This is a genomic window from Halomonas sp. MCCC 1A11062 (genome assembly GCF_021404355.1).
GTDB classification, from domain to species: domain Bacteria; phylum Pseudomonadota; class Gammaproteobacteria; order Pseudomonadales; family Halomonadaceae; genus Halomonas; species Halomonas aerodenitrificans.
Genome location: NZ_JABFTW010000005.1, coordinates 96,232 through 114,826, shown reverse-complemented (window position 1 = coordinate 114,826; position 18,595 = coordinate 96,232). Strand labels below are relative to the sequence as shown.

Below are 18,595 nucleotides of genomic sequence, written 5' to 3'. Positions count from 1 at the left end.
ATTCAGAGCCTAGCCCTCGCCGACCTCGGTCTCGACTTCACTGCCGGTCAGCAGCTCCTCGAACGCCTCGACGCTCATGGGCTGGTAGAAAAGGTAGCCTTGGAACAGGCGGCAGCCCCGAGCCAGCAGGTACTCCTGCTGCGCCCGATTCTCAACCCCTTCCGCCACCACGTCGATGCCGAGATGCTGGGCCATGGCCAGCACCGTTTCCACGATGGCGGCATCGTTGCCGTCGGTATCGAGGTTGCTGACGAAACTGCGGTCGATCTTGAGCTCGTCCAGCGGCAGCGACTTCAGATAGGCAAGTGAAGAAAAGCCGGTACCGAAATCGTCCAGCGCCAGCTTGACCCCTAGTCGCTTGAGCGCCCGCATACGCTCGACGGCATCCTGCAGCCCGTCGATCATGATGCTCTCGGTCAGCTCCACCATCAGCCGCGCCGGGTCGATGCCGTGGGTGCCCGTCACCCAGGTGAGCCCCTCGACGAAGCCGGGCTGGCTGAAGTGGCGCACGCTGATGTTGACCGACAGGCGTGGAAGAACCGCCACTGGCAGGTGCGCCAACAATTTGCAGCAGCGGTCCAGCATCCAGGTTTCCAGCTCGACGATGAGATCGCTCTCCTCGGCGATGGCGATGAATACCTCGGGCGAAACCGAGCCATGGCGGGGATGCTTCCAGCGCATCAACGCCTCAGCGCCGATGATCCGCTCCTGCTCGTCGAGCTGGGGCTGGAGGGCGATACTCAATTGATCCTCCGACAGGGCGCGGCGCAGCGCCTGCTCCATTTCGAGGCGCCAGCTGAGCTGGGTCTGCATCGCGGGCTCATAGCCACAGATCTGGGCTCGCCCTTTGAGCTTGGCCTGATACATGGCGGTGTCGGCATGGCGCAGCACGTCGCCGACGTCTTCGTCGCCCAGCGGAAAGAGGGTGTAGCCGATACTCGGCGTCACACTGATTCGCTGCCCGCCGAGGTCGTAGGTGCGACGCAGGGTCGACAGCAGGCGTTCGGCCCGGTGCTCGGCCCGCTTCAGCTCCATCTCCCGGTCGGCACTCAGCGCCGGCATTAGCACGACGAATTCGTCGCCGCTGAGCCGCGCTGCCATGGCGTCCTTGTCGATACTCAGCAAGAGCCGCTTGCTCACCTGACGCAGCAGCTCGTCACCCACCGCGTGGCCAAGAGTGTCGTTGATGATCTTGAAGCGGTCCAGGTCGAGGAACAGCACCATGCCGACGCGACCGTCATCGCGCCGGTCACGAATGGTGGAGGCCAGCGTCTCGATCAGCAGGCGGCGATTGGGCAGTTCCGTCAGCGGGTCGAAGTAGGCCTGGCGATGGATGGTCTCCTCGGCCAGCTTGCGCTCGGTGAAGTCTTCGATGATTCCGACCCCGCCCACCACGTCGCCCGACTCGTTGCGCAGCGCGCTGTAGAAGGCTCGCAGCGGCGTCTGCTTGCCGCTGACCACGGCGCGATAGGTACCCTCGAAGTAGCCGGTGCCGCTTTCCAGGGCATCGCGTATCGCGCCGCTCACACGCTCGTCGTTCAGTTGGGTCAGCAGGTTCAATCCCAGCAGCCGTTGCCGGCTGGTGCCGAGGATGTCGAGACACATCTCGTTGCAGTCCACTACTTGCCCTTCGCGGTCGAAATGCATGACGCCGAGCGGGGTGTGGCGGAAGATGGCGCGATAGCGCGCCTCGCTGACGCGCAGCTGCTGTTCGCGGGAGGAGACGATCAGACGCAGGGCGATGTTGTCGGTGATGGTGCGATTCAAGCGGCGGCTGGTCACCAGCACCAGCCCCAGAAACAGCACCACCATGGCGGCCAGCAGCCAAGAGAGCGAGGTCCCTTGGAGCAGCAGTTGCCCCAGCAGCGGGAGCATGGTGGGTAGCACGAACAGCGGCGCCATCCAGGCAACCGAGGAGAGCGTGGTCACGCCTCCCGCCGCGATACCGGTCAGCACGATGGCCAGCGCCGCCAGCTGTCCCTGATGCTCGGTGGTAAACATCGTAAGCCCAGCCGCTCCCCAGAGCAGGCCGGCGATACCGGCCCCCCAGGCAAAACGAAACAGCCAGCGGCGGCGCTGCCGATGCCAAGCCGGCTGGCGGTGGTAGAACCAGGCCAGCCACAGGCGCGCTCCCGACACCACCGCCAGCGCGGCGAACCAGCCCAGGAGGATGCCGGGCGACATGATCGACCACATGGCGGCCACCAGCAGCGAGGCCGCCAGCACGCTCGCCAGGACCGGCTGCCACAAACGCTCATACAGCAGGTGCACCTGCTCGTGGGCCAACCGGCGCCGATGGGAGATGTCCGTTAGCGGCGCGCCATCGAGTTCGCGGTGCTCATCCTGAAGCGGGAGAGGCATGCAAGGGTCCGAGAGTGTAATTGTTAGACCGAACTATATTTACTTGATACCGCCACCATTAGCGAGCCATCCCCCTCAACGCAAGCCGCCGCCAGCACAGGCGGCGGCCCCACCTCCGCCGCACCTGCTAGGGCCAGGCATAGACACCGCGGTTCAAGGCATCACGAATGGCCGAGATCACCTTGGCACCACGCAGGGTCGCTCCGCTGTAGCCATCGATGTCATCCACCAGCGACTCGGGCTCGTAGAGAGCGAAAATCCGGGTGACCGGTGCGCCCTCCAGACGCTCGGCTATCTGACGATGCTGCAGCATGACCGGATACAGCTCATCGCCCTCTTCCAAGGCCAGATAATCCACCCCACGGTAAGCCAGGTGGCGATAGGCCAGCGATTCGATGTGGCCATCGCGCAGATCGAACGTGACGTTGACCTGAATGCTGCCCCGGTCGGTGAAGGCACCGCGATAGTGTCCGTCGAGCGGTAGCCCCAGCAAGGCGCGCGCCAGACGCTCATCCTGGGCCGGCGACGTCGCTTCTCCGGCCTGCCTCTCCACCACGGCGCCAGCGGGCTCGCTCGCTCCGGGCTCGAGAGGCTCGGCCGTGTCATCCACCAGTCGGCCGATCAGGTAGCGCTCGAGCATCGCCTCGGCCCTGGGGCTGTGGGGTACACCGGGGCGCTTGTTGTCCCAGCCCTCGGTGGACTCCCGTCCGCACCACTCGAGCAGGACCTCTTCCTCGGTGGGATGATCGGGCACGTAGTCGGTGATGTCGTAGACCCGACCATGAATGGCCTTCCAGCAGCTCTCGGCGCTGCCATGTTCGGCCAGCTCCTCCATGGTGATCGACTCCAGGTCGGAGTCCTCGACCGTCTCCCGGTCGCTGCCGGAAAGCGCATTGACGGAGACAAGGGTGATGAGGCTGGCCACGAAGGCAATGAAGGCGCTGTAAGCGATCTTGTTCATAGGAAATCGAAGACCTCGCTGTGAATGCGTGCAGCGGGAATGCCCTGCTCGATCAATAGCCGCTGCAGATAAGCGTTCATGCCGGGCGGGCCGCAGAGATATATCTCCCGTTCGGCGCAGTCGGGACAGTGCTCACGCAGGAATGCCTCGGTGAGAGGTCCATGATCGCGATGGTAGTGCTGGGTATAGGCGAACCCCTCGACTCGCGCGGCAATCTCGCAGAACTCTTGCCGGTAATAGGCACGATCCGGGTTATTGGCCAGATAGAACAGATGCACGTGCACGTCGGGAACGGATCCGGCACCCAGGTTACGGGCACCGGCAACGAACGGTGTGATACCGATGCCGCCGCCGAGCCAGAGCATGTCGCGCTGCGGGAAGCGCCGCTCGAAGAACTCCCCGTAGGGGCCTTCGATCAATACCCGTGTTTCCGGCATCACAGTCTGCAGGGCGTGGCTGGCATCGCCCAGATCCTTGATACCGATGCGCAGCCGCGAATCCGAGGGCGCCGAGGCGATGGTGTAGGGGTGCTCCTCACCGCGTCCGGCAGCAAGCCGCTCGTCCAGCGGGGTGAGATAGACGAACTGCCCCACCGCATGGCGAATGCCGCTCCCCTCGGGGCGCAGCACCAGCTCGACCACACCGCGGGCCAGTGACACCACCTGCTCGATGCGGTAGGGATGGCGCCGCTGCGGCGCTACGCCCTTGCGCCAGGCAATGGCACCCAGCCCGGCAATGCCGAGCAGCCACCACGGCCAGGTCTCTCCGGCCAGCAGCAAGGCATGCCACAGCCCCAGCAGCAGCGCCGCTGCCGAGACCAGGTGCAGGCGCTTCCAACGCTGATAATGGGGCTTGCCGAAGAAGCCGAAGGTCGGCGCCAGAAACACCACCATCGCCACCCAGGCCAGCCAGCCGAGCCATATCGCGCCCTGGGCAGGCGGCGGGAACAGTGTGGCCACCGCGGCCTCCAGGGATGCCGGAACTGCCGCCAGCCCCATCGCCAACGCATGGACCATGACCAGGATGAATGCCGCGAAACCCAGCCAATGATGCATTCGCCAGAGTCGTGCCAGCCCGCCAAAAGGTCTGTCAAAACCCGGCACCCGGCAACTCACCAGCCCGGCCAGCAGCATCATGGCCAGCCCCAGGATGCCCGTGACACGACCGAGCCAGGTCAACCACAGCTCGGGCGGCCCACCCAGCCCACCCAGGCGCGGCAGCGCCACCGCCAACGGCAGCACCAGTGCCACGATCAGGGCAATGTCGCCCAGTCTTGGCAGTCGTCGCATGATCTCTCCCCGGGGCAGAACTGACATCAGTGTCGTCTAATGGCGCCAGGCTTCAAGGCCTGACGCCATTTATCCACACACACTTGATCCATATCAGATGGTGCAACGCCGCGTCATCGAAGCGCCACCAACCGGTCATGCCGCTGTAACGCCCAGTCGCCACTCTCTTCGGGCGAAGACCCACTAGCCTTCGGCAAGCGCCATGCAGCATGCCTCCAGGAGAAACAAGCCATGACCCAGCCTCATCTCCCCGGTCACGTCGACCCCATACTGGCCGCCGGCGACGAGCCGACGAGCAACGCCTCCGGCAACGCCTATTTCGGCGATATCCTGGCAGCGCGCATGAGTCGCCGCACGCTGCTGCGCGGCAGTCTGGCTGCCGCCATTGCCGGGGCCATGGCCACCAGCCTGCCCTTCGGTCGCGCCCTGGCCGCCGGCGTCCCGTCGCCGAGCATCGGCTTCAAGGCGATTCCCGTCGGCGCCGGCGACAGCGTAGTGGTGCCGGAAGGCTACCGGGTACAGGCCTTCATTCCCTGGGGCACGCCGATCAGCGGCAGCATGCCGGCCTTCTCTCTCGATGCCAGCGGCGAGGACCAGGCTCACCAGATCGGCAGCCACCATGACGGCATGCACTACTTCGCCATCGACGGCAGCTCCCGCGACGGCCTGCTGGTGCTCAACCACGAATACGTCGAGCCGCGCTTCCTGCACGCTGCGGCGTCAGGGCTGGCCCTGGACGCCGACGGCTTCCCGCAGCACGAGGACGGCTCCCGCGATACCGACCAGGTGCGCAAGGAACTCAACGCTCATGGCGTTTCGGTAGTGCGGGTGCGCCAGGGTGACGACGGCCAGTGGCAGGTGGTACAGGATCGTCACAACCGTCGCGTCACCGGGCTCACGCCGATGCAACTGGCCGGGCCGGTGGCAGGCACCGAGCACGTGGTGACGAAGTACAGCCCCGACGGCAGCATGACCCGCGGCACCCTGAACAACTGCGCCCATGGTGTCACGCCGTGGAACACCTACCTGGCCGCCGAGGAGAACTGGGCCGGTTACTTCGCCAACGAAGATGCCGAGATCGATCGCCGCCAGACCCGTTACGGCATCGCCACCCGTGCCGAAGGTCGCTACCAATGGCACCGCGCCCAGGGCGGCGCCGACGAGTTCGTGCGCTTCGATGCCACCTCCCGCGGCGCCTCATCCAGCGAGGACTACCGCAACGAGCCCCACGCCTTCGGCTACATGGTGGAGATCGACCCCTTCGATCCGCAGAGTACCCCGGTCAAGCGCACCCACCTGGGCCGCTTCGCCCATGAAGGGGTGATCTTCGCTCCGGCCGTCGAGGGCCAGCCGGTGGTGGCCTACTCCGGCGACGACGCCCGCTTCGAGTACATCTACAAGTTCGTCTCGGCGCGGCCCTATCAGGCCGCCAGCGCCGATGGCTCGCTGCTCGACGAAGGCACGCTCTACGTTGCCAAGTTCAACGACGACGGCAGCGGCGAGTGGCTGGCCCTGGCCCCGGGCCAGAACGGCCTGACCCCGGAGAACGGCTTCGCCGACCTGGCCGACATCCTGGTCAACACCCGCAGTGCAGCCGACTTCGTCGGCGCGACCAAGATGGACCGCCCCGAGTGGGGCGCCGTCGACCCGGCTACCGGCCAGGTCTACTTCACCCTGACCAACAACACCCGCCGCAGCGAAGAGCAGGTCGATGCCGCTAACCCCCGCGCCGAGAACCACTTCGGCCATATCGTTCGCTGGCAGGAGGACGGCACCCACGCCGCCGAGCGCTTCGCGTGGGATATCTTCGTCCTGGCCGGCGATGAGGAGAGCGGTCGCGACCTGGCCGGCGAGCCGCTGGGTCAGGAGGCGATCTTCGCCAGCCCCGATGGGTTGTGGATCGATGCAGACCGTCGCGTATGGATCCAGACCGACATCAGCGAGTCGGTGATGAATACCGGTATCCACGAGGTGTTCGGCAACAACCAGATGCTCGTCGCCAACCCTGAGACCGGCGAGATCCGCCGCTTCCTCACCGGCCCCATCGGTCAGGAGATCACCGGGGTGATCACCACACCCGACCAGCGCACCATGTTCGTCAACGTGCAGCACCCCGGCGCCACCACCAGCGCCGAGGCGTTCGCCGCCGGCGAGTCGGTCAGCCACTGGCCGGACGGCGGAAGCGCCATTCCGCGTTCGGCGACGCTGGTGATTACCCGAGAGGACGGCGGTATCATCGGCGCATAAGCGAGAGGCAAAAAAACAGCGGGCCCCGCCAATGGCGGGGCCCGCTGCGTTGCGTCTTGCGTCGTTAGAGGTTGCCTTGGCGGAACGCGTCCTCGAAGCTGAAGCGCGGCTCCGGCGCCTCGGGCAGCAGCCAGGCGCAAGCGTGTACCTTCTCCAGCAGCTCGCCGTGGGTCGGCGCCAGCAGGTTGACGTGGGCGAGCTTGCGCCCGGGGCGCTCGCTCTTGTCGTAGCGGTGCAGATGGGCGTCGGAGATGGCGAGTATGGCCGCCGGATCGCCCTCCTGGCCGATCACGTTGACCATGCAGGTCGGCATGCGTGCCGAGGTGTCGCCCAGGGGCAGGCCCTGAATCGCACGCAGGTGGTTCTCGAACTGGCTGGTCACCGCGCCGTCCATGGTCCAGTGGCCGGAGTTGTGCACCCGCGGCGCCATCTCGTTGGCCAGCAGCTTGCCGTCGCGGGTCTGGAACAGCTCCAGGGTCAGCACGCCGACGTAGTCGAGCTCGTCGAGCAGCGCGCGGATGTAGCCATCGGCGGTCTGCTGCACTGCCTCGTCGAGATCCGGCATCGGCGCCAGCGAATAGCGCAGGATGCCGTCCACGTGCAGATTCTCGGCCATAGGGTAGAAGGCCATCTCGCCCTCGCGGCCGCGCACGGCGATGATCGACACCTCGCGCACGAAGTCGACGAAGGCCTCGACGATCAGCTTGGGATGATTGATCGAACGCCAGGCCTCGGCCGCCTCGGCCGGGTCGCGCAGCACCGCCTGGCCCTTGCCGTCGTAGCCCTCGGTGACCGACTTGGCCACCACCGGGGTGCCCAGCTCGCGGGCCGCCGCTTCCAGCGCCTCGGCGCTCTCGACGATACGGTAGGCGGGAGTGGGAATGGCCAGGCGGTCGAACAGCGCCTTCTCCTCGGCACGGTTCTGGCAGATGCGGATCGCCTCGCTCGAGGGGTAGACCGGCTTGACCTCCTCGATGGCCTGCACCAGCGCCACGGGCAGGTGCTCGAACTCATAGGTGACCAGGTCGACCTTGGCCAGGAAGTCGTCGAGCAGATGATGCTGATCGGTGTAGATCATGACATCACCGATCCCGGCGCTGGGGTGGCCGGTGGTGTCGAGGAAGGTGAAGCGGTTGGCCAGCGGGTAGCCGGCCAGCGCCAGCATGCGGCCGAGCTGGCCGGCACCGAGTACGCCGATATTCATGTCGCTGTCTCCTCTCGCTGGCTCATGCGGGTTCGCCGGCTCATTCGTCTGCGGGCCGGGGGTCGGGGTTGTCGAGCACCGACTGGGTCTGCTCGGCGCGGAAGGCCTCGACGGCAGCACGCACCTTGGCATCCTGCAAACCGACGATCTGCGCTGCCAGCAGGCCGGCGTTGGTCGCCCCGGCCTTGCCGATGGCCAGCGTGCCCACGGCGATACCGCCCGGCATCTGCACGATGGAGAGCAGCGAGTCGAGGCCCTTCAGCGCCTTGGACTCCACCGGCACGCCCAGCACCGGCAGCGCCGTCTGCGAGGCCACCATGCCCGGCAGGTGGGCGGCCCCACCGGCACCGGCGACGATCACTTGCAGGCCGCGCTCGGCAGCACTCTTGGCGTAGTCGAACAGCAGATCCGGGGTGCGATGCGCCGAGACCACGCGGGTCTCATAGGCCACGCCCAGGCGTTCGAGCATCGCCACGGCATGCTCCATGACCGGCCAGTCGGATTTCGACCCCATGATCACGCCTACGCGTGGCTGCTCGCTGGATGACATTTTGCGGTTCCCCGTGATGAGGCTGGTTGGCGAAGGGCAGGTATTCTAACGGCGCCCGCAGGCGCCGTCATCTTGACCAGTCGGGCAATTGGCCGCCCGCTCGCGCAGGCGGCCTCCGCCGTCACGTCGTCCCGGCTCCGGCCGAGTGAATTTCACGCCGGCTGGCCAGCCAGTTGGCGCCGAGGGCGAGTATCATCACCGCCACCCCCACGGCCTCCACCATGAAGTTGGGATAGAACACCGCCACGATGGCACCGGTAATCGCGATACGCGGTAGCCACGACATACGCGTGAAGAGATAGCCCTCCAGCGCCGCGGCAAAGGCACCAAGCGCCAATATCGCGATCAGCCCGTTCCAGGCCAGGATGTGCAGCGGGCCGCCCATGATGATCTCAGGATTGAAGACCATGAACATCGGGATCAGGTAGAGCCCCTTGGCGAACTTCCACGCCTGGACCCCGGTCGCCATCGGTTTGGAGCCGGCGATCGCCGCCCCGGCGAAGCCGGCCAAGGCTATCGGTGGCGTGACGTTGGAGTCCTGGGAGTACCAGAACACCACCAGGTGAGCGATCAGCAGCGGAATGCCGAACTCGGCGGTCAGGGCCGGGCCCACCAGCACGATCAGCACGATGTAGCTGGCGGTGACCGGCAGTCCCATGCCCAGAATCAGGCTGGCCAGCAGCACCATCAGCAGCGCCAGCACGATGTTGCCGCCGGAGAAAGCCATCATCATGGCGGAGAACTTGAGCCCCAGGCCGGTGAGCCCCACCACGCCGACGATGATGCCGGCCACGGCACAGGCCAGGGAAACCGACACGGCATTGCGCGCGCCCAGCTCCAGCCCTTCGATCAGCTTGACGAAGCCGGCCCAGATCACGCGTCCGGTGCTGGCCAGGGTGACGGGCTGCCCCTGGCGCGGTGCAACGAAGAAGAACCATATCGTATAGCGCAGCGCGGCCACGGCAACCATGGTCACCACCGCGTAGAAGCCCACCCGCATCGGCGACATGTGCATCGCCAACAGCCACACCAGTACCGCCAGTGGCAGCAGGAAGTGCCAGCCCTCGCGCAGCACGTCGCGCATCTGCGGCAGCTCGCTGCGGGGCAGACCCTGCATGCCCTGCTTGAGAGCGATGATGTGCACGAACAGATAGACGGTGGCGAAATACATGATCGCCGGCAGGATGCTCACCTTGACCACGTCCAGGTAGGGCGTATTGGTGTACTCGGCAATCAGGAAGGCACCGGCCCCCATCAAGGGCGGCATGATCTGACCGCCGGTGGAAGCCGCAGCCTCGATGCCGCCGGCCTGATGCGGCTTGTAGCCCAGACGCTTCATCAAGGGGATGGTGAAGGCGCCGGTAGTCACCACGTTGGCGATGGCGCTGCCGGAGATCGAGCCCATGCCGGCGGAGGCGATGACAGCGGCCTTGGCCGGGCCGCCGCGCTGGCGGCCGGTGGCAGCGTAGGCCATGTCGATGAAGAACTTGCCGGCGCCGGTACTCTCGAGGAAGGCGCCGAACAGCACGAAGACGAAGATGAAGGTGGCCGCCACCCCCAGCGGCAGGCCGAAGATACCCTCCTGGCCCAGATAGAGCTGCCCCACTACCCGATCGAGGTTGTAGCCGCGGTGCTCGAGAATGCCGGGCATGAACTGACCCAACCACGGCAGCTCGCCGCGCGGGCCGGCAAAGGCGTAGAGAATGGCGATGACACCGATGATGGTCATACCCAGGCCTACCGCACGGCGGCTGGCCTCGAGCACCGTGACCACGGCAATGCAGCCGACGATGATGTCGGTCTGGCTCCAGAACCCGGCGCGGCGGATGATTTCATCCAGGTAGAGCACCATGTAGCCACCGGTGATCAGGGCCCCGGCGAAGAAGGCCATATCGATCAGCCCGCCCAACACGCCGCGTTTGCGGTGGGGGCCGAACACCGGAAAGATCAGGAACGCCAGCATCATGATCAGCATCAGGTGAACGCTGCGCTGATAGAACAGACCCAGCGGCTGGATGCCGGCGGAGTAGAGCTGGAACAACGACAGCCCCACGGCGACCAGGGTGATCAACCACAGGATCGGTCGGGGCTGAATGGCATTGCCACCGGGTACGGTGACGGGCGGGTTGGCAGATTCGCTCATGCGCGCCTCTCAGGGGGTGGAATCAGGGGTGCGCAGGTGGATCGTCACCCGCTCGCCGGCCGCCAGTTCGCTCAGGCTGATCCGACGTCCCTCATGCAGCAGTCTATGGTCGACTCTGGCAGAGCCGACCCTCAATCGATAGCGGTTGCCGGGCACCGGCTCGTCGATGTCCTCGATCCAGTAGCCGCCCTGGCCGTCCGAGACCTGACGGCCCCGGCCTGGCACGTGGCCAAGCCCAGCGGCGAAGTCCGGCTGGTGGCTACGCTCCAGTACCATGTTCCCTTGGTGATGGCGATAGCAATCCTGCACGCGAATGCCGGTCACGGAGTGATTCCACTCCATGCACCAGCGCTCGCCTTCCGGCATCGGCAGCGAGACCAGCGCCTGACCGTGATCGTCGAGCACTTCCAGATGCGAGGCATCGGACCAGGCCGCGATACTCGTAGCGCATAGTGTCAGCATGCAGAAAGTCGCCGGCCCGAGGGCTCGGCGACTCCTGCGCAGGTTCGCAGCAAGCATCGTGGATGCCTGACTGAACGAGCCTTACGGACGCTGGTGGTCGGCCACTTCGGCGCCCACTTCCTCATAATAGCGCAGCGCGCCATCGTGGAACGGGACCGGAGTGGAGTCGATGCTGAACTCGACGGTGGTGTCGTTGGCCGCCGGATGGACGGCGATCAACTCATCGATGTTCTCGAACAGCAGCTTGGTCAGCTCATAGGCCAGCTCTTCGTCCATGTCGGCATTGACGACCAGCACGTTGGGAATGCTGATGGTCTGCACCGCCTCGTCCATGCCGTCGTACATGCCGGCACGCAGCTCGTAGGCAGCGAAGGTAGGCTCGACTTCACGGGCGTTCTCGATCTCCTCCTCGCTGAAGCCGATCAGGCGAATGCTACGGGTCGCCGCCAGGTTGAGGATCGAGCTAGTGGGCGGCCCCACGCTCCAGAAGCCGGCGTCGATGTCGCCGTCGCGGATGGCGTCGGCGGTCTCGTTGAAGTTCAGACGCTGAGGACGGAAGTCGTCATAGGTGATGCCGTTGGCTTCCAGCAGGGCGCGAGCGTTGAGCTCGGTACCGCTGCCCGGTGCGCCGACTGAGACGCGCTTGCCACGCAGGTCTTCCAGCGACTGGATGTCGGAATCGGCCAGGGTGACCAGTTGCACGGCGTTGGGATACACGGACGCCAGTGCGCGGGTGTTCTCGATCTGACGCCCCTCGAAATCACCCGTGCCGTTGTAGGCCTGATAGACGGTATCGGCGAGGGCCAGGGCGAGGTCGGCATCGCCGCGCATGATCAGGCCCATGTTCTCCACCGAGGCGCCGGTCACTTCCGCCGTGGCGCTAGCCCCTTCTATGTGGTTGTTGATCATCTCGGCGAAGCCGCCACCGATCGGATAGTACACGCCGCCGGTACCGCCGGTAGCGATGGAAAGCTGCTGAGCGGCAGCCAACGGAGCCGTGGCCATCAGCGAAGCGGCAGCGACATATTTGAGAGCGCGCATGAATCTCCTCCGTCCTGAAACCGGATCGTTTATGGTTGTTTCGGAGCGTACCGGGCGAGCCCGACCGCTTACCTGACAAAAGCTAGCACGCCCCTGCGTAAAGAGGCTAATCGACAGTTTCTACGTTATTGAGAATTTTCGGCAATTCCACCAAGGTCGGCTTAGCCCGGCAAGCCATCGGGGCGAGCACTGAGCAGCATGCGGGCGAAGCTCAGCGCATAGAGCCAAAAAGCGAACCCCCAGCACAACGCAGGGAGCACCACGCTACCGAGCAGGTAGTGCTGCGGCCAGAGCGCCGGTACTGCACTGCGCGCTACGGTGCCCAGGAATAGACAGGCGAGAACGAGCCAGATGGTGCGTGGCAGCACCAAGGGCCGACCGGTATGGCGCAGCCCGGCAATGCAAAACACCGCCAGCACGGCGCCGGCTACCGCTCCCACGAACAGCAGATGCCGCCCAGCGTAGGCTGGTAAGCTTTCCCCCAGCGCCGCTACGCCCACCACGGCCAGTCCCAGCATCAGCCACACGTAGGCCAGCGTGAGCAGCAGCAGATAGAGCTTGGTCATGGCGCGCCCCCAGGGCCACTCACTGAGCCGGTCAGCTTGAGCGGCGGCGGCGGCCAGTGCGACCCAGCCGCTGACGGGATGCCCCCGAGCCACCAGATCGGCGCAGACGAACAGGCACAGTGTGGCCACCGCCAAGTGCTCACGGGCAGGAGTGAAGCGCAGCGACCGCCGACTCCCGCTCTCCCCTACCGCCACCTGCGAAACCACCCGCACGATACGAGTGGCAGTCACAGCGATCATCACCAATAGCAGGTTGGCCGCCAGATGCAGCATGTCCAGCGCACCCAGGCGCCCCGGCAGCAGGCCCAGCCAGGCTAGATAGAAGCCCCCCTGGGCCAGCACGAAGAGCAGCGCCAGAGTGCCCAAGCTGAGGTGCCGGCGCCCTTCGGGCGAGAGCAGCGCCGGCAGTGCCCAGGCCAGCACGCAGAGAGAAAACGCCAGGTTGATGGTCGCCACCAGCCAGCCCGGCAGCGAGCCGGCGAACCAGAACGCCAGACGTCCGGCCAGCCACAGTGCCACCAGGCCGGCCAACCTGGCACCGATCAGCGGCTCGACCTTGGCCCAGGAAGGCACCGCCGTGAGCAGAAAGCCGGCCAAGGCCGCCGCGACGAAGCCGAACAGCATCTCGTGCCCATGCCAGAGCAGCGGTGACATGCCGAGCGGCAGCGATACCTGATGCAGCAATAGCCCCACCCACGGCAGTAACGTCAGCGGGGCATAGAGCGCGGCCAGCAGGAAGAAAGGGCGAAAGGCGTAGGCCAGGATCGGCCACGGCTGGCCGGCGCGTAGGGCTGCGGTGGTCGTCATGCCACGCTCCCTAACCGGCTGCCGCCGGCCCATCGACGAGGTAGAACCCCTCGTCGGGCAGGCCGCCGCCAATGAAGCCCGGGGAGAGTTCGGCCAGGGCGCCTAGGAATCCCTCCAGCTCGGTGCGCGCTTGAGCGGCGCTGCGCATCTCCAGCCGCGTGCGTAAGATGGCACCTTCGATCACCTGGGCGGGCAGCGGCGAATGCTGGGCACCGAGCTGACCGGCCTCGGCCGGGTTCGACGCTACCCAGGCTACGGCCTCGGCCACCGCCACCTGGATGGCGGCCACCCACTCGGGGTGCGCCTCGAGCAACTCACGTCGGCAGATGGTGCCCGCCTGAGGCAACGCCGGGGCTGCCCCCGTCAGCCGCGCCCACTCCTGCTGTAGGTCGAGCTCGGCGACGGTCAGGCCGAGCGAGGCCGTTTGCAGCCGTGCCGAGGTGCGTACCGGCTCGGGCAAAACGGCGGCGTCGATGCGCTGGGCCAGGAAGGTCTGCACGGTCTCGAAGGGGCTGGCCTGATAGGTGATACGCAGGTCGCGGCTGACTTCCAGCCCCTCCCGAGCCAGCAGGTAGCGCAGCACCAGGTCGGGCATGTCGCCACGCCAGGGCACGCCGACATGGCGCCCGGCAAGCTCCGCCAGGCTTGCCAGCGGCACGCCGTGGGCCAGGATGCCCAGCGTACCCCACACGTTGACGTTCAGGAGCACCACCGGCACCCCGCGGTTGTAGAGGTTGGCCGCCACGTTGGTCGGCGTCGCGGTGAGCTGAACCTCGCCGCCGGCGATCCAGGCCCGCAACTGGTCCGGGTCGCGCCAGGTACGCAGCTCGCTCTCACCGATCAATTTGAGCAGCCGCGCATCCTGCAACGCCCGCGCCAGAATCACCTGAGGCAGGCCAAGCGGCGCGGCCATCCGCAACCCACCGGCCGCCGCCAGGCCCAAGCCGGGAAAGGCAGCCAGGGTGGCCGAAGCCAGGGCGAGCTGCAGCAAACGGCGACGTTGAGAATCGATCATGGACTTACCTCGGTTTGACGAAACAGGAAGCTCTCGGCCACCGAGGCCTGCCGCAGCAGAGCACCGGCGGCCTCGTAGAGAAAAGCGGTGTCGCGCTCGACGAAGGGCCGCGCGATGCGCTCCTCGTGCACGATGCGCCCCGGCGACGGCGACATCACCAGCACCCGGTGCCCCAGACGCAGGGCCTCGGTCAGGTCATGGGTGACCAACAACGAAGCGATGCCGCGCCGGGCCAGCAGTTCGAGCAGCAGCGTCTGGGCCTCGCTGCGAAGGCCCACGTCGAGGGCGCTGAAGGGCTCATCGAGCAATAGCAGGTCGGCATCCACGGCCAAGGCTCGAGCCAGCGCCACCCGCTGCTGCATGCCGCCGGAGAGTTCATGGGGAAAGTGGTGATGACGCTCGGCCAGTCCCAGCTCGTCGGCCAGGGCTCGCGCACGAGCCAGGCGCTCCCGGCGCGGCACGCCCTGCACCTTGAGCCCCAGAGCGATATTGTCGAGCAGGCGCCGCCAGGGCAGCAGGCGCGGCTCTTGAAACACTACAGTGCTGCGATGGAAGGCGTCGCTGACGCGTCCCTCGCTGGGCGTGACCAGGCCGGCGGCAATACGCAGCAGCGTGGTCTTGCCGCAGCCCGAAGGACCCACCAGGCACACCGACTCCCCTGGCACGATGGCCAGGTCGATGCCCGCCAGCGTACGCTCGCGACCGAAGTCGTGACCCACCGCTTCGAGTTTGAGCATTACCTCGCTCCTCGCCCGGTCTGACGCCAGGGCTCCATGCGCCGCTGCAGCGGACGCAGCAGGCCGTGCTCGGCCGCCAACAGTAGCGCCACCACGAGCACGATCCAGGCCATGGCCGCAGCAGTGTCAAGGTTGACCCGGGCCATGGCGAGCCCGGCGCCGATGCCATCCTCGGTGGCGAACAGCTCGGCCATCACCGCCACCTTCCAGGCCACCCCCAGTGCCGTTATCAGCGCTGGAAACACATATGAGGCGATGTGCGGCAGATGGAAGTCGACCAGCCGCATCAGCGGCGGAACGGCGAAGACGTCGGCCATCTCCTGCAGACGCCGGTCGCGGGTCAGCGCCCCCATTTGAGCGCCGGCGAAGCTGACCGGCAGTGACGTGGCCATCACCGTATAGACCGTGGCCAGCGAGCCGCTGCCGAACCAGAGAATGGCCAGCACGATCCAGGCGATCGGTGGTATCCCCAGCAGCACCGTGGAGACCGGCTCCAGCGCCCGTCCCAAAGTGCGCGACAACCCGGCCAGAATGCCCAGTGCGGTGCCGATCACCGCCGCCAGGGCGAAACCCAGCATGGCGCGCCAAGTGGTGGCCCAGACCGCCGCCAGGGCGTCCGCCTGCCACAGCCGGGCAAGCGCGGCCAGTGCATCCCGCGGCCCGGGTAGCAGGAAACTGCCGTAGAGCTGGCTGCCCCACTCCCATAGCGCCACGAACAGCAGCACCCCGGTCAGGCTTCCGCCCCAGCCCAACAGCGTTTCGATGCAGTGCGTCGGCAGTGATCGCTTCATGGCTCCTCATCCATTCCTACCCCATGACATAAGCCTGCCCGAGTCGACGACACCGCTTGATGATCCAGATCAAACAAGAACGATTATAAGATGCATTACATTTACCACATTAACCAGAGGAGTCCCCCATGCACCTGCTACGCCCCGCTCTGCCCACCAAGTCCCTCTTCGCCCTGCCCCCTCTTGCCCTGGCCCCTCTTGCCCTGGCTGTCGGCGCGGCGCTGAGCCTGCCGGCCCAGGCCGACGGCGGTGCCGCCTTCGACCTGCCGAGCGTTACGGTCACCGCCAAGGGCTACGAAGCCGACGAGCTCGACACCCCCAGCGCCACCCTGCGCCTCGACGCCACTCAAGCCCCGGCTACCCAGAGCGTGGGCAGCCTGTTCCGCGGCCAGCCCGGTACCGCCGTGCACGGCGACGGCAGTTGGGGCCAGAATCCCGTGCTACGCGGCCTGAAGAAGGAAAGCATCGTGCTGCAGGTGGACGGCGTACGGCTCAACTCGGCACAGCCCCAAGGGGCGCTGGCCTCGTTCGCCAGCCTCGGCCTGCTCGACAGCATCGAAGTGGTGAAGGGACCCGGCTCGGTACTGCACGGCTCCGGGGCATTGGGCGGCGCGGTGAACCTGCGCACGCCGGAAGCCGAATTCAGCGACCGGCCCAGCATCGGCGGACGCTTCTCGACCAGCGCCGGCAGCGTCGACGACAGCGTTGGCGGCGGCGCCATCCTGCAGCTTGCCAATGCCGATCACGCCCTGGTGCTGGGCGCCACCGGACGCGACGTAGGCGACTACGACACGCCTGAAGGCCGGGTGGATAATAGCGGCTTCGAATCGGGAGCCTTTCTGCTCAAGTACGCTTTCCGACTGGCCGACGGCCACCGCCTGAAGCTCAACGTGCAGGGCCAGGAGGACCGCAACGTCTGGTACCCCGGCTCGGCCAAGCCGGGGCCCAACCCGGCCCTTGGCACACTGACCATTCACTCTCCGCGCCAGGAGCGCGAGCTCTACGAGGTGGCCTACGAGGGCGAGGTGGGCCCAGGTACGCTGGAAACCAGCCTCTATCGCCAGGAAGTATTCCGCCAGATACGCGCCTGGTCGAGCGGACTGGAGCGCAACCAAGTGTGGAATGACGTCACCTTCATCACCGACGGTGGGCGCATCCAGTACCGCCTGCCGCTGGGTGAGCGCCATCTGCTCACCCTCGGGGTGGAAGCTTGGGAGATGACCGGCGACCCCGAACGCTTCCAATACACCCCACCGCTCTCCGACAACGCCGTAGCCACCTCACCGTTCCGCAACGGCGTGATCGAGAGTCGTGGCGTATTCCTGCAAGACGAGATCATGTTCGACGACTGGACACTGATGCTCGGCGCCCGCTACGACAGCGTGACCGGCGACGCCGACGTCAAGGGCAGCGGGCCCAATGCCACCAGCGAAGGACTGCGCAACGAGAGCGACACGCTTTCCTGGTCCGTGGGCGCCATCTACAACGCCTCACCGATGCTCAACCCCTACGTCAGTCTGGGCAGCGCCTACCGCGCCCCGGACATGCGCGAGCGTTTCGAGGATGCCGCCCGCGGGGATGGCTATTTTCACATCGGCAACCCTCAGCTCGACCCGGAGCGCTCCACCAGCCTGGAACTCGGTGTGAAGGGGCGCAGCGAGCGTGGCGAATACCGCCTGGCCGCCTTCCACACCCGCATCGACGACTACATCGCCGGCCGCATCACCGGCGCCACCAACGCCCAGAACCAGCCGATCAAGCGCACCGAGAATCTCGACCGGGTCGAGATACAAGGCGTGGAGGCAGGCTTCGTACTGCCCCTCGACGGCCGGCTGGCAGGGGGTCACTGGCAGCTCGACGGCAGCCTCACCTGGTTGCGCGGCACCAACAAGCAGGACGACGAGCCGCTCTATCAAGTGCCGGCGCATGAAGCGACCCTGGGCATCGGCCAGCAGCCCCCAGCCGGCTTCCACTGGCACGCCCAGGTACGCGGCGTAGCCAGCCAGGACCGCACCGCCGACATTTTCTCCAACGGCACCGAACGGACCACGCCGGGCTATGCCACTGCCGACCTAGGCCTGGGCTGGCGCTTCGGGCCGGCCGCAGGGCTTTCCAGCCTGGAGGTGGGGCTCGAGGTCAATAACCTGTTCGACCGCGGCTATCGCGAGCACCTCATCGACCAGCCCGAGGGGGGAGAACTGCTGGCGCCAGGACGCGGCGCGGTGGCGACACTGCGCGGACGTTTCTGACCGTTCGACACCGCTGCCCGCCCCGCCGGGCAGCAGTCATCATGGCGTCACGAAAAAGTCGTCAAACGGCACTGGCAAATTTGGCGAAATGCCCCCATGATGTGGTTGTCGCAATCGCCCACTGGAGCATCATGAGTACGGCACGACATTCTTCCAACGCGGAACTCCTCGA

At 66.4% G+C, this 18,595-nt stretch carries 14 protein-coding genes; 2 read left to right on the top strand and 12 right to left on the bottom strand.

The annotated features are described in order from the left end of the window. Nucleotides 1–9: 9 nt before the first annotated feature. The 3 genes from HOP58_RS07290 to HOP58_RS07280 form a co-directional block, all read right to left on the bottom strand. Complete coding sequence (locus HOP58_RS07290) at nt 10–2,361, bottom strand: EAL domain-containing protein (RefSeq protein ID WP_234254433.1); 2,352 nt, start codon at nt 2,359–2,361, stop codon at nt 10–12. Between the two features lie 127 nt (nt 2,362–2,488). Beyond that, nucleotides 2,489–3,322: a cytochrome b5-like heme/steroid binding domain-containing protein gene (locus HOP58_RS07285; RefSeq protein WP_234259965.1), complete on the bottom strand. Its 834-nt coding sequence runs from the start codon at nt 3,320–3,322 to the stop codon at nt 2,489–2,491. Next, nucleotides 3,319–4,611 carry a ferredoxin reductase family protein gene (locus HOP58_RS07280; protein ID WP_234259964.1) on the bottom strand — a complete coding sequence of 431 codons (1,293 nt, stop codon included), beginning with the start codon at nt 4,609–4,611 and terminating at the stop codon, nt 3,319–3,321. Before HOP58_RS07280 ends, HOP58_RS07285 begins: the two co-directional genes overlap by 4 nt. A 231-nt stretch (nt 4,612–4,842) precedes the next feature. Here HOP58_RS07280 and HOP58_RS07275 point away from each other — a divergent pair, with 231 nt between their 5' ends. Further along, complete coding sequence (locus tag HOP58_RS07275) at nt 4,843–6,858, top strand: PhoX family phosphatase (protein ID WP_010626872.1); 2,016 nt, start codon at nt 4,843–4,845, stop codon at nt 6,856–6,858. Nucleotides 6,859–6,922: 64 nt separating this feature from the next. On the opposite strand, the gene HOP58_RS07270 is transcribed toward HOP58_RS07275, so the two are convergent. The 9 genes from HOP58_RS07270 to HOP58_RS07230 all read right to left on the bottom strand — a co-directional run bounded on the left by HOP58_RS07270 (nt 6,923) and on the right by HOP58_RS07230 (nt 16,174). Continuing rightward, a complete protein-coding gene (locus HOP58_RS07270; protein WP_010626871.1) occupies nt 6,923–8,062 on the bottom strand; it encodes a 5-(carboxyamino)imidazole ribonucleotide synthase in 1,140 nt (379 codons plus the stop codon). 40 nt (nt 8,063–8,102) lie between these two features. Then, nucleotides 8,103–8,612, bottom strand: coding sequence for a 5-(carboxyamino)imidazole ribonucleotide mutase (gene purE, locus HOP58_RS07265; protein ID WP_010626870.1), 510 nt, complete (start codon nt 8,610–8,612; stop codon nt 8,103–8,105). A 121-nt stretch (nt 8,613–8,733) separates the two neighbouring features. Then, nucleotides 8,734–10,755, bottom strand: coding sequence for a TRAP transporter permease (locus HOP58_RS07260; protein ID WP_010626869.1), 2,022 nt, complete (start codon nt 10,753–10,755; stop codon nt 8,734–8,736). A 9-nt stretch (nt 10,756–10,764) separates the two neighbouring features. After that, on the bottom strand, nt 10,765–11,217 hold the full coding sequence (locus HOP58_RS07255) for a DUF1850 domain-containing protein (protein WP_010626868.1): 453 nt from the start codon (nt 11,215–11,217) through the stop codon (nt 10,765–10,767). An 81-nt stretch (nt 11,218–11,298) separates the two neighbouring features. Next, nucleotides 11,299–12,258 carry a TAXI family TRAP transporter solute-binding subunit gene (locus tag HOP58_RS07250; RefSeq protein ID WP_010626867.1) on the bottom strand — a complete coding sequence of 320 codons (960 nt, stop codon included), beginning with the start codon at nt 12,256–12,258 and terminating at the stop codon, nt 11,299–11,301. A 161-nt stretch (nt 12,259–12,419) separates the two neighbouring features. After that, entirely contained in the window at nt 12,420–13,631 is a 1,212-nt protein-coding gene (locus tag HOP58_RS07245) for an NnrS family protein (protein WP_234254426.1), read from the bottom strand. Nucleotides 13,632–13,641: 10 nt separating this feature from the next. Next, nucleotides 13,642–14,646 carry an MqnA/MqnD/SBP family protein gene (locus HOP58_RS07240; RefSeq protein ID WP_234259963.1) on the bottom strand — a complete coding sequence of 335 codons (1,005 nt, stop codon included), beginning with the start codon at nt 14,644–14,646 and terminating at the stop codon, nt 13,642–13,644. After that, a complete protein-coding gene (locus HOP58_RS07235; RefSeq protein ID WP_234259962.1) occupies nt 14,643–15,383 on the bottom strand; it encodes an ATP-binding cassette domain-containing protein in 741 nt (246 codons plus the stop codon). The genes HOP58_RS07240 and HOP58_RS07235 overlap by 4 nt, the downstream gene beginning before the upstream one ends. After that, on the bottom strand, nt 15,383–16,174 hold the full coding sequence (locus HOP58_RS07230) for an ABC transporter permease subunit (protein WP_234254424.1): 792 nt from the start codon (nt 16,172–16,174) through the stop codon (nt 15,383–15,385). Before HOP58_RS07230 ends, HOP58_RS07235 begins: the two co-directional genes overlap by 1 nt. A gap of 128 nt (nt 16,175–16,302) precedes the next feature. Between HOP58_RS07230 and HOP58_RS07225 the strand changes: the two genes are divergently transcribed. Then, on the top strand, nt 16,303–18,423 hold the full coding sequence (locus HOP58_RS07225) for a TonB-dependent receptor (RefSeq protein WP_234259961.1): 2,121 nt from the start codon (nt 16,303–16,305) through the stop codon (nt 18,421–18,423). The last annotated feature ends 172 nt before the right edge of the window (nt 18,424–18,595 follow it).